The sequence below is a fragment of the Microcystis sp. M169S2 genome (assembly GCF_020245865.1).
In the GTDB taxonomy this organism is placed as follows: domain Bacteria; phylum Cyanobacteriota; class Cyanobacteriia; order Cyanobacteriales; family Microcystaceae; genus Microcystis; species Microcystis ichthyoblabe_A.
In genome coordinates this window covers 1-14,754 of sequence record NZ_JADBUB010000153.1, presented here as the reverse complement: position 1 = coordinate 14,754, position 14,754 = coordinate 1, and the positions used below count along the sequence as shown (strand labels likewise).

Genomic DNA, 14,754 nt, shown 5'->3' with positions numbered 1-14,754 from the left:
AGGGAATGAATACCAAAATAAAGCTTATTAAAAGAATGAGTTATGGATTTACCAATTTTCAACATCTTCGACTTAAGCTGTTTGCTTGCTTTAATTCATAACAAAAATTAACACACGAAAACCAGAAGAGCCGGAGATTTTGCTGGAATTTATCCTCAAACAAGAACGGGAAAATTTAGCTTGGAAAAGTTCCCTCCTCAATGATTGGCTTAATGATCGCCCTTCCGGTGCGGTACAATTTATCCGCGATCAGTATGGCTTGGCTTGGTTGAATATCATAAAACCGATTCATTGGCAAGAATATTTACAAAAATTAAGGTTAACCAAAGAAAAATTACAGGTGGGAGATGCGATCGAGGTGTCTAATGGATTATGGGAATGGATTCCCGCAGACGCTGCCGATAGTTGCGACTGGTTTCCCTGTGAGGTAATAGAAGTAAAGGAAAGTGAGGATGATTCCCCCCCTGTTAGTTGCCGTATTCGCTTTCAAAACGGTGAAGAATGGGAAATACAAGGAATATATCGGTGGAATCGCCCTAATTGGCGTTTTCTGACCTGAAGGAAGATCACTGCTCGGTTATCGGCTAAAATTTAAGATATGTAAAGAAGGGAGATAAATTTTATGGCCGCTAATGTTGAGATCTATACTTGGAGTTCCTGTCCTTTCTGTATCCGCGCTAAAGCATTACTCAAGAAAAAAGGAGTGGATTTTACTGAATATTGTATCGATGGTGATGAACAAGCGCGAGCCAAAATGTCCGATCGAGCCAATGGACGTACAAGTGTACCACAAATTTTTATAAACGATCAACACATCGGGGGCTGCGATGACATCTATGCTTTAGATAGAAGTGGTGGTTTAGCTCCCCTGTTGCAGAATTAAGGATAAAAACTATTAATGAAACTAGCCTTTATTATCGATCCGATCGAGCATCTCGATCCGGGCCATGATACCAGTGTAGCTATCATGGAAGCGTCCCAATTATTAGGCCATGAAATCTGGATGACTTCCATCACAGATCTCAGTGCAATTGCGGGAAAAGCTTGGGCAAAACTAACTAAAATTGAACTGGTTCCCGTGGAGTTAAAAGATAATCATTGGGTGGCTGTATCTCAATGGTATCAAAGACAAGAGACAGTTTTTACCTGCCTAGAAAACTTCGATTTTGTCTGGATGCGAAAAGACCCACCCGTGACGATTGCCTATCTTTATGCCACCTATTTATTAGACCTGATCGACCCACAAAAAACCCAAGTAATTAACTCAACTAGGGGTTTACGCCATGCCAACGAAAAGTTATATACTATTCACTTTGCTCAGGTAATGCCAGCTACAATTGTTTCCCAAGATAAAGCAACGATTAGGGAATTTGTCAACCAAAAAGGGGCGGCAGTTATGAAACCTTTAGGGGGCAAAGCAGGGGAGGGAATTTTATTTCTTAGTCCCGAAGATCGCAATCTCAATTCAATGATTGAAATTAGCACAAAATGGGGACAAGAACCGGTAATGATTCAAGATTATTTACCAGCTGCCAAAGAAGGAGATAAACGCATTATTGTCCTCAATGGTGAACCCATCGGGGCAGTTAATCGCATTCCCACGGGTTCAGAATTTCGCGGTAACATGGCAGTGGGTGGACGAGTGGCAAAAACAGAAATCAGCGATCTAGAATTAGAAATCTGTGCCACTTTAGCCCCAAAATTACGAGAAGATGGCCTGTATTTTGTCGGATTAGATGTCATTGGTGGCTACCTCACGGAAGTTAATGTCACCAGTCCCACCGGCATTCGCGAGATCGATCGATTAAACAATGTTAGCTTAGGTCAACAGGTAATTAAATGGCTAGAAAATCATTTGGGCAGCAGAGATTAGGGAGATGGGGAGTATTTTCAGTGAACAGCAAACAGTAAACAGTAATCAGCGAAAAGACAGGAGAAAACTTCTATTTAATACTGCTCACTTAAAACTCAAATCTGATAACTGATAACTGATAACTGATAACTGTCTCCTATAGAAAATAATGAATGCTTTATCAATACCGACGTGGATAGTTCATGTATCGAGTGTCGTAGAATGGATAGCGGCGATCTGGTTAGTCTGGACCTATGGCGACATCAGTAGCGATCGATCGTGGCGAATGTTATCTTGGGGAATGTTACCCGCTTTAATTGGGGCAATGTGTGCCTGTACATGGCATTTTTTTGATAATATCAGTGCCTTATCCTGGTTAGTCACCCTACAGGCAGCCATGACTGTCTTAGGAAATTTTACCCTCTGTGCTGCCGGTTGGTGGCTGTGGCGTTCCAGTAAAATCAGCGTTAACAATGAATAAAGACAGTTTATTTGCCATTTCCCTGTTTCCCTATCTGGGGTTTCTTTGGTTTGTCACTCGTTCAGGAAAAATGCCCCGTTTAGCCTTAATTGGCTTTTATGTGCTGTTAATCTTCGTTTTTATCACCATTCCTGCTGGTATCTACGCCAAAATCCACTACGGTAAAGAATTAGCTAACGTCGATTGGTTACACGGCAGCGCCGAACTTTTCCTCACCCTCTCCAATATTCTCGTCGTCTTAGGTTTTCGTCAGGCAATTTTAGCCAAAAAGCAAACAGGGAAAGGGGAACAGGGAACAGGGAGTGGATAATGGGAAGTGGGAAGTGGGAAGTGGGGGGTGTTTTCAGGGAACAGTGGACAGTGAACAGTAAACAGTAATCAGTGAACTGACAACTCACATCTGATGACTGATGACTGATAACTGATAACTGATAACTGATAACTGAATTGTGATACAATCGCCCCAAAACGTCCCCGCGTCAGTCAAATATGTCCCCGATTACACCGTCCATCAGTGTCAACGAACCAAACCCGCAGGCTGCTATCCAGACTTTATCGGTAGTGGTTCCCATTTATAACGAAGTGGACAGTATCCCCCATCTCGTCGAGAGTATCGCCTCGATTTTGCGTTCTTATCAAATTAACTACGAGATTATCTGTGTTGACGACGGTTCTAAGGATGGTTCCACCGAGGTTTTAACTAATTTAGCTAAAAATCGCGATGATCTCAAGGCGGTGATATTGCGACGCAACTACGGACAAACCCCCGCCATGGCTGCTGGATTTAATTATGCCACGGGACGGGTCATCGTTACCCTCGACGGCGATTTACAGAACGATCCCAATGATATACCCCTATTATTGGCCAAATTGGAGGAAGGTTATGACCTCGTGAGTGGCTGGCGCAAAAATCGCCAAGATGACAAGGTAAAACGGCTTTTACCCTCAAAAATAGCTAATTGGCTGATTGGCAAGGTTACAGGGGTCAAATTACACGACTACGGTTGTTCTTTGAAAGCCTATCGAGCAGAATTAGTGGCCGATATGAATCTCTACGGGGAATTACATCGCTTTTTACCCGCGTTAGCTTTTATTGAAGGGGCAAAAATAACCGAAATTCCCGTTAATCACCACGCTAGACGGTTCGGACAGAGTAAATATGGTTTAGGTCGCACAATTCGCGTGATTATGGACTTATTTACTGTCTTTTTTATGAAAAAGTTCCTCACCCGTCCGATGCACATTTTTGGACTCTACGGACTGTTATCGATGGTAGTGGGGATTATTTTAGGTACTTATCTGACTATTCTCAAACTCGGTTTCGGACAAGACATCGGCAATCGACCTTTGTTAATCCTAGCTGTGTTATTCTTTTTAACTGGGGTACAATTACTCTGTTTTGGTCTTTTGGCAGAAATTTTGATGCGAACTTACCATGAATCCCAAAAACGTCCTATCTACCGCGTTCGTACTGTTGTCGGGGATAGGGGATTTTTCAGTGAGCAGTAAACAGTAATCAGTAAACAGTAATCAGTGAAAAGACATCTCGGAACTTGCCACTTAATAAGTAGTCGTGCAAAATAAATTTCCTAGTGAAGAAAGGCAAAAGGCAAAAGGCAAGAGGCAAGGGGGGGTTAGATATGTGTAATTAATTTTGCTTAGGTACTTATTGTTCACTGAAAACTCAAATCTGATGACTGATAACTGATAACTGATAACTGATAACTGAAAAAAATATGACTATTTGGGAACTTGATTTTTATTCGCGGCCGGTGGTGGATGAAAATAATAAAAAAAGATGGGAATTATTAATCTGTGAAACTCCGGCAACAATCGATCGCTCCTCCGATACACTATTTAAATATGCCAGTTATTGTCCTAATACGATGGTTAATTCCCAATGGTTAGGAGAGGCAATTACTGCAGCTATCAAGGCAGCGGGAGTAACTCCCAAAAAAATTCGCTTTTTCCGTCGTCAGATGAATAACATGATTAGCAAAGCTTGCGAGGATATCGGTATTCCCGCTTCCCCTAGTCGTCGCACTCATGCTTTAACGAGATGGATAGAAGAAAGAATGGTTAATTTCTACCCCCAAGAAGTTGGTTATGATCAAAATTTAACTAAAACCGCTTCCGTGAATTATCCTCCTTTAAATGCTGTTCCCCTTCCCGATGCTGTCCGGGGAGATAAGGCAGATAAATGGGCTTTTGTCACGCTAGAATTGTCTTCTTTTAATGATTTAAAAGACTGGGATATTAGCTTCGGAGAAAATTTGCCCATACTAGGGATGGGATTAGATGAGAATCTAAAAATCCCCGGTTTAGTTATTCTTTCCCCCCGTGCTTTGCCCCTAGCTGGTTGGATGTCAGGGTTAGAAATGGCCTATTTAAAGTTAGAAACCAGTTCCCGTCCCGTGCTACGTTTAGAAACGGGTGCTAGTGATAGTTGGATTCTCGTCAATGTCACTAATGCCGAGACTTTAAAGGAAGCCAAAAACTTTGAAGAAGCTAAACAAAAAGCGAATAATCTGCATTTTTTAGCCGTTCAATCTAACCCTGAATCGGAATCCTTCGCCGGTTTTTGGCTGCTACAAGAAGGCTCTCAAGAGTAGAGTTTAGTCAAGGTGGGTTTTCAATCCACCCCCACAGAATTAACTTAAAAACATTGTCTAGTCCAGCTACCGTGTAACCCGTAGGGAATATGGTGTTTAAGATGGATAACTGCTAGGGAATTAGTAATATCTTTAGCATCTAAGATTACCATATTCGATCGATGATTGGCCGCATCGTAGGTGACTACCAATAACCAACCATCATCCTCAGCAATTCCATCGGGTTTAGGCACAAAAATTGGTTCACCCGCAAATCCCCGGGGAGCAAAAGAATGTAATTGTTTTTCTCCCGTTAATAAGTCCAGTTTTAAGATTGCTTGCAAAGGAGCATTACCAGTGGCATGATGAGCGGCAGCGATGTATAAATAACGGTAATCTCGACCAACTTTTGCAGGATTAATACTGGGAAATTCACAACAATGCTCTAGAATACATTCTCTTGTAACCGTATTTTCTGATAAATTTAGTGTAAATCGCCACAGATGTCCTGGAGCTAAACTATCAAAATCTACCGATTGAAAATTGCTATTTGAATCCAGTTGTGGTAAGGATTGATAACAAATAGAATCAATATAAATTTTCTCCCCCCCTTCGACGTAGCTCGGGGCAAGTTGTTCAAAAGCATTGCTATGATGGAAAACAAAACCTGATGGAGTTTCTAAAACTTTCACTTCTCCTTTGTTAGGATCCCGGGGGATAATAATAATCTTAGTTAACTTGTCCGGTTGATTAATGACGCATTCTCCCGCACCTTTTAACCCAAAAAGAAAGGGAAAAGGATTATAACCAACCGGGTTTTGGAAAAAGATAGCGTAGTGGGGAGTAATAACAAAATCGTGGATAAAACAAAAGCCCGGTACACTGTGGGTATGACGACGTAATAACTTACCCGTGGGACTAATTTCGTAGAGAGTAATGGCACTCGACAAACCCGTTTTGATGGCAAAATTTACCAGACAAGGTTGATGATTATCGAAGATACAAGCGGGATCGATGCGAGGATGAGCGGCAAAAGAATCGCCTTTTTCCAAGATACCATCGAGATAGTCTAAACCAATAGTGTCAAGGGTTTTAGCATCGAGGCGATGGGGTTCGGCCGCTTCCCAAAGTGCCAGTAATTTATTACCCCAGTAGATAACATTAGTATTAGCAATATTTTTCAGACGCAAATCAAAAGCATTGCCGAAAATTCCCCCCGGTTTTTTCGTGCCGAAAACACCGCGATAAAGGGGTTTTCCCGCTTTCTGTTCCTGGAGATAACCCTCAGTTTTCACAAAACGATTACGATAATGTACGCGCCCATGATTGAAGCTAATCGCGCTGATCATACCATCCCCATCAAAGGGATGAGCGATCGCAGTGCCAGCGATATCCAGTAAACCGGGGCCGTTTTTAAAGACTGTACCCTGTAAATCGGGGGGAATTTGCCCCTCAATGTCTTCTACCTCGTAATCGTACTCGTTAGGTTGGGATTGATAGCCTTTTTGCCAATCCTGACGATTATAGGATTTTTCGCCAATTGTCGGAGTTAGTACCATAGTAGTTTTAGGTTTATATTTACTTTTCTTAACATAACTTAAAACTACCAGAGCTAAAAAGAAGGGGGTGGCTAATCATTTTTTCAGCCTATTTACCCCCTCCTTGCCGTCTTGTTATTTAACAAACAACATTTCTTGATAGGTAGGCAGCGGCCAGAAATTGTCGGCCACTTCTCCTTCCAGCGTGTCAGCATATTCGCGCACCTTATCCATCAAGGGACGGATTGTTTGAGCGGAATGCTGCATATGTTCTTCGATCGAGTCAAAATCGTGTTTAGCAATGGCCTCACTCAGTTTACCAACGCTATCCATCATTAACTTAATCAGATTCGAGACGGTTTGGGCGTTTTCCTTATTGATCTCGATGCCGATCGCCGCAGCATTAGCGATCGCTGAAGACAATTCCGACAAGTAGCGAACAGCAGCGGGATAAATAATCGTTTTAGCCATACTTACCACCAGTTTCGCCTCCACTTCGATGGCCAGCAAATACTGTTCCGCATAGACATCAAAACGACTTTCCAGTTCAACGGGGGTAAACACACCCATGCGGGTAAACAGTTCTTCAATATAATCGGCTTTCAGCACGGGTAAAGCATCGGCGGTGGTGCGGAGATTCGCTAAACCGCGCTCTTCTACCGCCATTTTGTGCCATTCTGGGGAATATCCGTTACCTCCGAAGATCACATTTCTGTGTTTGTCCATGATCTCCTTGAGAACACCCTCGGCGGCAGTATTGAGGTCTTCCCCGGCTTTCATCCGGCTTTCTAAGTTATCCGCCACCCAAGTCAGGGAATCGGCTAGAATCGTGTTCATCGCCACCAGCGGCCCAGAAACTGACTGATTAGAACCCACAGCGCGGAATTCAAAGCGATTGCCCGTAAAAGCAAAAGGAGAGGTACGATTGCGATCGCCAGGATCCTTGGGGAATACCGGCAGGGTATCGACACCGAGATCCATCAACCCCGGGGCATCAGAACCCTCAATTCGGCCTTGGCTAATTTGGTCGAATACCTTTTCTAACTGGCTGCCCAAATATACGGAAATAATGGCGGGAGGAGCTTCATTTGCCCCCAAACGGTGATCATTGCTGGCAGTAGCCACCACTGCGCGTAAAAGCGCCCCGTACTTGTGAACGCCACGAATAACCGCCCCACAGAATAACAAAAACTGCATATTAGCGTGGGGAGTATCGCCCGGATCCAACAGATTGCCCTGGGTAGCGTTGCCGACGGACCAGTTAACGTGTTTTCCCGAACCATTAATTCCTGCAAAGGGTTTTTCATGCAGTAGGCAAACAAAACCGTGTTTTTTAGCCGTACTTTTCAGCAAAGTCATAATTAACTGCTGATGGTCACTGGCCACGTTAGCGGCCTCGAAAAAGGGGGCAATCTCGAACTGTCCGGGGGCGACTTCATTATGGCGGGTTTTGGCCGGAATGCCGAGGCGATACATTCTTTCCTCTACTTCCTGCATAAACACCTGAACCCGTTCGGGAATCGCGCCAAAATAATGATCGTCGAACTGTTGACCCTTGGCGGCGGGTTTACCAAATAGGGTGCGACCGGTGAGCAGTAAATCGGGGCGACTATGGGCAAAATGAGCATCGACTAGAAAATATTCCTGTTCAGCGCCGCAGCTGGAGTTAACGGGGGCGACCTCCGTATGTCCTAAGAGCTTCAGCACCCTGGTGGCGGCTTTACTCATCGATGAAATCGAGCGTAAAAGCGGCGTTTTTTTGTCGAGGGCCTCTCCTGTCCAAGAGATGAAAACCGTGGGGATACACAGGGTGACACCATTATCCGTCTCCATGACGTAGGCCGGACTGGTGACATCCCAAGCGGTGTAACCCCGCGCTTCAAAGGTGGAGCGAAGTCCGCCGTTAGGAAAGGAGGATCCGTCCGGTTCCCCCTGTACTAAGACTTTGCCCGTAAATTCTGTGATCACCGAGCCGTCGCTCTGCACGGAGATAAAACCATCGTGTTTTTCGGCGGTGGCGTTGGTCATCGGATAGAAGACGTGAGCATAGTACAGCGCCCCTTTGGACGTGGCCCAATCCTTCATCGCAGCCGCCACCGCACTGGCGATGGAAACGTCTAATTTTCCCCCGGTTAAAATCGTGTTTTTGACCGATTTGAATACATCTTTGGGAAGACTGGCCTGCATTTTGCTCAGGGTAAAGACATCGGTTGCCCAGAGGGCCTCTAAACGTTGAGGAAGTTTGCTAGGTAGGGGTTTACGATCCGTTACTTGAGAGATAGCTTGAACACGGGTTCCATAACTCATAAGTATTTTTCCTATTGTGTTGTGTCGTGGATAAGGGGTTACTTTACTTAGGCGATGACAAGTTTCCTACTGATTTTGATGTTGAATTCCGGTCAGAGGCTATTCTCCGCTTAATAATTTTGATCCCACGGCACAAGCTTCTCTGCGGTTTTTATCTGCTTGCGCCGGCCTCTTTTCCGATCAATGAGCAACACCAGCCTTAATCTTAAGAACAGATGATCGAGAGATTTGTATCAAACATTACAAATATCCCAAACCCGATCTTCCACAAGCGATCGCACTGATAAAACGGGTTTCTTTGAGAAACCCGTTTTCTGGAGATAAAACTCTATACATCTATGCAATCGATAAAAAAGCGATATTTGACAAAATCGGGGGGGGGGTAAAATGCTGGTGGAATTTGCCCAAAATTGCCCATGAATTTTACAACTAACTTCAAATCTCTCTCTCTGGCTGGTGTTGTCTTCGCTGGCACAGTTAGCGCGATCGCTGGAATGACTATCCTCCCCGTCCAAGCGCTGCCGATCATCTACAATCCCACTCCAACCTTAACGCTTAATGCAGGCACTGCTACTCCCACGATTGGAGCCTTAGTCAACACTGCCAACGGCAATGGGTTGACTGGACCTGGAAACGCTTTGCAGCAACAGCACGTCGGAGGTACCGATTTGTCTAATTTCTGGGGAGTACGTTTAGAAATCGGGACAACTCCTGCTGATGTCAATCTTGATTTTGATTTTGGCAGTTCTGTGTTCTTAGATACCTTGGCTTTGTGGAATTACAACGCTTTTAATACCACAGCTACTGATCGCGGAATCAAGGATTTCACACTAATTCTCTCCAATAACTCCGACTTTAGCAGTCCAGTTTATGTATCAGGAACCCTAACACTTCCCGAAGGCACTTCGAACAACATACCTGCCACACTTTTTTCCTTTCCTTTAATTCAAGCCCAATATGCTAGAATTGATGTAGCAAACAATTGGTTCGTTGGTTGGACAGCACCAGGGCCTATTGGTCTCTCTGAAGTTCGCTTTGCCCAGACTGTTCCTGTTCCTGTTCCTGAATCAAGTTCTGGCTTAGGTTTGCTGGCTTTAGGCTTACTAGGAACGGCAGCGGCATTTAGGCACCATTGGAACTGAGAAAACGGGTTTCTTTGAGAAACCCGTTTTCTTAATCAGCTTTTTTATCTGTTTTGTACCACCATCTTAAATCTTCTCGAAATTAACTGTCAAAGACAATTGCCCTACTCTTGGCGTTCAATTCCTAACTCCTGACAAAGTTCTGTAACTGTCTGTCCCGGTATTGTTTGAACGTCCCTCTCCATTGAACGTTCCAGTGCTGCCAATAACTTTCGAGCATTCGCAGGCGATCGCAAAAGATAAACGGTTTCTAATAAGCCAGTTAATTCCTCTGCGCTCAATAGTGCCATATCTTTATGACCAGGGCGAGTAATAATCGCCATACTATTCTCGCTTTCCAGTCGATCCAGAAGGCTCGCTAAATTTTCTTGAGCTTGAGTGTAGGTAGTTTGGATAGAAAACATAAGGCGAGGGCAACGAGTTGATTCGATTTTAGCTTATTTCATCAACTGAGAAAACGGGTTTCTTTAAAAAACCCGTTTTCTGGACTTAGGGCGATCGCTAGGGATTGCTAACTCGCGCTAGACTGGAATCAGTAGATTGGCCAGTATGGTAAGCTGAGAAAAATGGCAAAATTATCGCCAGAGTCAAAACAACTGATCATCACATCGACAATCTTCGAGACAATAACTGAGCTTTATTCCTGTCAATGATGCTAACAAAATATCTAAAACAAGCAATGGAACTGGCAACCTATGAAGTTCTAGAAGACGGTACTTTTTATGGAGAAATTCCGGGATTTGAGGGAGTATATGCTAATGAAACAACCCTCGAAGCTACTAAGGAACAGTTACAGGAAGTTTTGGAAGGCTGGGTTATTTTAGGACTACGCTTACAGCATCAGTTACCGATTGTTGACGGTATCAATCTAACCCCTCAACAAAAAATCGCCTGATGCCACCTTTTGCCCCCATCAAAAGGAAAGAGTTAATTCGCCAGTTGAGAAAGCTGGGATTTTCTGGTCCTCTGGTAGGAGGAAATCATCAATATATGGTGCAGGGAAAGTTAAAAATCTGGATTCCTAATCCACACCAAGGAGATATCAGTAAAAGCTTGCTGGCTAAAATTTTACAACAAGCAAATATTAGTAGAGAAGAATGGGAAAAATTACGTTAAACAATTCTGTCTTGGAAAAGTTAAAAGCTGTTCTCAATTGAGCAAGATGAAGATGGCAGAAAAGGGGTTTCTTTGAGAAACCCCTTTTCTGGACTGTCAATCTCTTGTCTCGATTAATTCGGGGACAAGTTCGGGAATAAAACCTGGTTCAGCTAAAGAACCAGTAACATGATGTTCAAAGACTTCTGCGGGGGGAAAAGTTTTCTTGACTTCCTGAGATTGCGGATCCGTAGAAGGTAGCCATTTAATTAGGGGTAAAGGTAGGAGAGTAGAGAGATTAGTAATCACCACCAATAACCAAAGGTTATCAAAATTAGTTTCGGTGACTCCCAACCAATGGGTTAATAAAGCGCCGATTTCTTGGGAAACTAATCCTGACATATTCCAGATAGACATTAATAAAGCGAATAGAGATGCTTCAATGCCCACGGGACAAAGACGGGCCGATAAAATTAAGACGGGTAAAAAGGCAATTTGTCCCATGACGGTGAGGATGAGACTATCCCCCAAACTAAACCAATGATCGTCAATACCGAGCGCTCGATTAGTATGGGTAACTAAGAGTAGGGTAGTCATCCCTAAAAGCGCAGAAATCACCGTACTCCAACCCAAAATTAAACGAAAGGAAATCGCTTTTAAAAACCGTTGATATACCCAGATGCCCAGGATCGAGGCTAAACTGGTGACTAAGCGCACTCGTCCTAAAAATTCCGGTTCAAATCCTAACTCGTTGGTGGTGAAGTAGAAAAAGGCAGAATCGGCGCTAGGGGTAGCCTGCCAGAGAAAAATAAAGGCAGTGGGTAATAAAATTGATTTTTGTCTAATTGCTGACCATAATTGCCCGATTTGCTCCTTGACTTTGGGCGTTGATTGTGCATCATTGTTATTCTTGATTTTTTCCTCTGTAATTAAAAACGCCATGGCTGAGGCAATCAGGGGAAAAATAGCCGTGAGAGCGAAGACAGGACGAGTACCGAGGTGTGCCAGTAACCAACCTCCCAGATAAGCCGTAATTAAGCCGCCTAGGGCCGATATTCCCCAAGTTAAGGACTGTAGAGAACCGGATTGAGTGAAGGACTCTCTGCGGGCCCGTTCTACTACCAAAGAATCGACGATGACATCACTAATGGTGACAGAAAGGGAACCAAGCAGGATCGCCGCCGCCGCTTGCCAAGCATTCTCCACCACAGTGGCTAGGGCTAACCAAGCTAAAACCCCGAGAATTCCCGATAAAATTAGGTAGGGCCGACGACGATAGCCGAAAATAGGCAAACCATCCGAAAGAAAGCCAAAAGCTGGTTTAATCACCCAAGGAATCGCCGCCACTCCGATTAATGCCCCCATCTGGGAGGGACTCAAGGCCAAATCGTCTTTTAAAAAGAAGCTAACCGCTAATCGGGAGAGTCCGAGAATGCCCTGGACGAAATAAACCCCTAAAATGCCAATTAATTCGGGATTAGGGTCATTTCCGAACAAGATACTCTCTTTAAGGAATTTTTTCCCGCGATCGATGCCAAGGCGATTAATAAGCATGAAGTTTCATAAATATTTGTTACTGTCTCTATAATAATGATTGATCGCTCGATCGGTGCGTTAGCTGTTAGGGTTTGGCTGTTGAGCTTTAGGTTCTGGCGGTTGGGTATTGGGTTTTAGGGTTTTAGTTGAATTTCCCTGCTCTCCACTTCTCTATTCCCAATCGGCATAACAGACTCATTGTCGTGTTATTGGGAAAGTTTTTTGCGATCGCCCTGTTAATATACAGAAAGATTTTTAAAAAAGTGTATATTTCGTGTCATATATAGAAAGTTACCGTCTAATATGGTTGGGTTTCTCCTTTCACTCAAGCTTGAGTGTTAGTCTATGTCAACAAGGAGTAGCTTATGAATTGCGATCCAGGAAAAGAAATTTTCGATCTGTTATTAAATTCTCTAAAAGACAATAAGACTGTTCATCTTAATATAATTTGGTCAACAATGGGCTTGCAATTGGCAGCAATTGGGTGGCTCGTAACTTCTGAAAATGCACGAGAATACTTGGCAATGAACAAAAAAATTATTCGGTTTTTATTGCTTGCTGTAGTCTTTTTGTTTTTTGCTCATATTTTGATGATAATTGACACTTTCACAGCATCCGAAAGATTAGCTAAAGCTATTACAGAGAATGCCTTCTATACAAAATTTATTAACAATCAGGAAACTTTTAAGTTATATTCGTTAAATGGATTAACAGTTTTAGTAAGATTGTCCTTTACTACCATATTGTATATTGTTTTAGCTTTCTTAATTGTTTCTGCTGGGAAATATCCCAAAAAAACTGGTAATTAGCTGTAGGGGCGTTCCCTAAGGTCAGTTCTACTACTGCACCGATCGATTTTGGGGAACGCACCCTACTCATTCATTAAAGTTGATAAGTCTAGGTGATCTAATATCCTCTGCTAGATTAGCACTTAATTGGGGATAGATCATCTACTTCTTACATTAGTATGATCGCTGCTCTGGTAGTGGTGGAGGGTTCATAAAAAAATGTGCTAATCGGCATAACAGGCTTATTGTCGTGTTATGGGGAAAGTTTTTTGCGATCGCTCTATTAATATACGGAAAGATTTTTTTTAATGTGTATTTGATGTGATACAGGGAAACTTTCCGTATAATCCTCAGTTAGGTTTACCAACAAAGGCGAGAGATGAAAAAAGTTCTAAACGTAGGTGGCAACAGCAAGGCGATTCCGCTTCCGCCCCAATATTCAGAATTTGAACACTTGCTGCTCGATATTGACCCGAAAGGTTCACCAGATATTGTGTGCGATGCGCGTAATCTTACCACCCTTGAAAGTGGTCAGTTTGACGCTGTTTACTGCTCACATAACCTTGAACATTACTACCGACACGATGTACAGAGAGTCCTAGCTGGGTTCCTACACGTACTTAAGGACGGCGGTTTTGCACATATTCGGGTCCCGGACATCCAGGAACTGATGCGGATCACAATTGACAGGGGTTTAGATATTGATGATGTCCTGTATCAATCACCGGCAGGGCCAATTATGGTTCTAGATGTCCTTTACGGTTATAGCGTTGAAATCGAGCGCAGTAAAAAAGACTTTTTTGCCCATAAGACCGGTTTTACACATAAATCGTTGTTGAAAGCCTTGCAAAAGGCGGGCTTTTCAAAGATATATAGTGCCGCTCGCAATCTTGAAGTGTCTGCTTTGGCATTCAAAGTGGCGCCAGACCATGATACACGATTACTTTTCAACCTCCCTCCTGACTAACAGCAATCGTTTTGTATGGCCTACCTAGGGTTTGCTAAATAATGGTAAAACCCTTTCAAAATAAGGCTTTTGACCTGTTAAAACCCGATTTTAGTGAAAGAAAATAGTGCGATCGCTATTGCCGTAGCCGTAGGGTGCGTTCCCTAAGGTCAGTTCTACCACTGCACCGATCGATTTTTGGGAACGCACCTTGCTCATTCATTGAAGTTGATAAGTCTAGGTAATCTAATATCCTCTGCCAGATTAGCACTTAATTGGGGATAGATCATCTACGCTGGTAGTGGTGGAGAGTTCATAAAAGAATGCGCTGATCGGCATATAGCGGTATGCACTTGCATGAGGTACAATAGAAGAGGACAATAAATTATAGACCTAGGCAGGAGCCACGACCCGATGAAGCCCTATTCTTTAGACTTGCGACAAAAGATCATCGAGACCTACGAGGAGAATAACCTCT

General features: G+C 43.4%; 17 protein-coding genes. 13 read left to right on the top strand and 4 right to left on the bottom strand.

Annotated elements, in window-relative coordinates; translation table 11 throughout:
• The 8 genes from IM485_RS15625 to IM485_RS15590 form a co-directional block, all read left to right on the top strand.
• On the top strand, positions 1-101 hold a 101-nt coding region (locus tag IM485_RS15625; RefSeq protein ID WP_287742733.1), incomplete at its 5' end, for a transposase.
• 38 nt (positions 102-139) lie between these two features.
• Entirely contained in the window at positions 140-559 is a 420-nt protein-coding gene (locus IM485_RS15620; protein WP_287744223.1) for a hypothetical protein, read from the top strand.
• A 63-nt stretch (positions 560-622) separates the two neighbouring features.
• Positions 623-883 (top strand): glutaredoxin 3, encoded by a 261-nt coding sequence (grxC, locus tag IM485_RS15615; RefSeq protein WP_104395950.1) that lies wholly within the window; start codon positions 623-625, stop codon positions 881-883.
• A 15-nt stretch (positions 884-898) separates the two neighbouring features.
• Entirely contained in the window at positions 899-1,873 is a 975-nt protein-coding gene (gene gshB / locus IM485_RS15610; protein ID WP_104395951.1) for a glutathione synthase, read from the top strand.
• Between the two features lie 148 nt (positions 1,874-2,021).
• A complete protein-coding gene (locus tag IM485_RS15605; protein ID WP_002734463.1) occupies positions 2,022-2,333 on the top strand; it encodes a DUF2499 domain-containing protein in 312 nt (103 codons plus the stop codon).
• The gene (locus tag IM485_RS15600) at positions 2,326-2,643 is read left to right on the top strand and encodes a DUF3593 domain-containing protein (RefSeq protein ID WP_287744220.1); all 318 of its coding nucleotides are present in this window, start codon (positions 2,326-2,328) and stop codon (positions 2,641-2,643) included. Before IM485_RS15605 ends, IM485_RS15600 begins: the two co-directional genes overlap by 8 nt.
• A gap of 179 nt (positions 2,644-2,822) precedes the next feature.
• Entirely contained in the window at positions 2,823-3,842 is a 1,020-nt protein-coding gene (locus tag IM485_RS15595) for a glycosyltransferase family 2 protein (RefSeq protein WP_287744217.1), read from the top strand.
• A gap of 227 nt (positions 3,843-4,069) precedes the next feature.
• The gene (locus IM485_RS15590) at positions 4,070-4,945 is read left to right on the top strand and encodes a Tab2/Atab2 family RNA-binding protein (protein WP_104395954.1); all 876 of its coding nucleotides are present in this window, start codon (positions 4,070-4,072) and stop codon (positions 4,943-4,945) included.
• Positions 4,946-4,989: 44 nt separating this feature from the next.
• Here IM485_RS15590 and IM485_RS15585 read toward each other — a convergent pair whose 3' ends face one another.
• Both IM485_RS15585 and IM485_RS15580 read right to left on the bottom strand, forming a co-directional pair.
• A complete protein-coding gene (locus IM485_RS15585; RefSeq protein ID WP_287744215.1) occupies positions 4,990-6,483 on the bottom strand; it encodes a carotenoid oxygenase family protein in 1,494 nt (497 codons plus the stop codon).
• A 114-nt stretch (positions 6,484-6,597) separates the two neighbouring features.
• Positions 6,598-8,769, bottom strand: coding sequence for a glutamine synthetase III family protein (locus IM485_RS15580; RefSeq protein WP_104395956.1), 2,172 nt, complete (start codon positions 8,767-8,769; stop codon positions 6,598-6,600).
• 416 nt (positions 8,770-9,185) lie between these two features.
• On the opposite strand from IM485_RS15580, the gene IM485_RS15575 reads away from it, so the two are divergent.
• The gene (locus IM485_RS15575; RefSeq protein ID WP_287744212.1) at positions 9,186-9,911 is read left to right on the top strand and encodes a PEP-CTERM sorting domain-containing protein; all 726 of its coding nucleotides are present in this window, start codon (positions 9,186-9,188) and stop codon (positions 9,909-9,911) included.
• Positions 9,912-10,015: 104 nt separating this feature from the next.
• Here IM485_RS15575 and IM485_RS15570 read toward each other — a convergent pair whose 3' ends face one another.
• Positions 10,016-10,315, bottom strand: coding sequence for a type II toxin-antitoxin system Phd/YefM family antitoxin (locus IM485_RS15570; protein ID WP_002763657.1), 300 nt, complete (start codon positions 10,313-10,315; stop codon positions 10,016-10,018).
• A 245-nt stretch (positions 10,316-10,560) separates the two neighbouring features.
• Between IM485_RS15570 and IM485_RS15565 the strand changes: the two genes are divergently transcribed.
• Both IM485_RS15565 and IM485_RS15560 read left to right on the top strand, forming a co-directional pair.
• Complete coding sequence (locus IM485_RS15565; protein ID WP_002753457.1) at positions 10,561-10,806, top strand: type II toxin-antitoxin system HicB family antitoxin; 246 nt, start codon at positions 10,561-10,563, stop codon at positions 10,804-10,806.
• A complete protein-coding gene (locus IM485_RS15560) occupies positions 10,806-11,027 on the top strand; it encodes a type II toxin-antitoxin system HicA family toxin (RefSeq protein WP_002732388.1) in 222 nt (73 codons plus the stop codon). Before IM485_RS15565 ends, IM485_RS15560 begins: the two co-directional genes overlap by 1 nt.
• Positions 11,028-11,123: 96 nt before the next feature.
• On the opposite strand, the gene IM485_RS15555 is transcribed toward IM485_RS15560, so the two are convergent.
• Positions 11,124-12,560 (bottom strand): folate/biopterin family MFS transporter, encoded by a 1,437-nt coding sequence (locus IM485_RS15555; protein ID WP_104395958.1) that lies wholly within the window; start codon positions 12,558-12,560, stop codon positions 11,124-11,126.
• A 347-nt stretch (positions 12,561-12,907) separates the two neighbouring features.
• Here IM485_RS15555 and IM485_RS15550 point away from each other — a divergent pair, with 347 nt between their 5' ends.
• Together IM485_RS15550 and IM485_RS15545 are read left to right on the top strand one after the other, a co-directional pair.
• Entirely contained in the window at positions 12,908-13,351 is a 444-nt protein-coding gene (locus IM485_RS15550; RefSeq protein WP_002791254.1) for a hypothetical protein, read from the top strand.
• 358 nt (positions 13,352-13,709) lie between these two features.
• Entirely contained in the window at positions 13,710-14,297 is a 588-nt protein-coding gene (locus tag IM485_RS15545; protein ID WP_002741783.1) for a class I SAM-dependent methyltransferase, read from the top strand.
• Positions 14,298-14,754 lie beyond the last annotated feature (457 nt).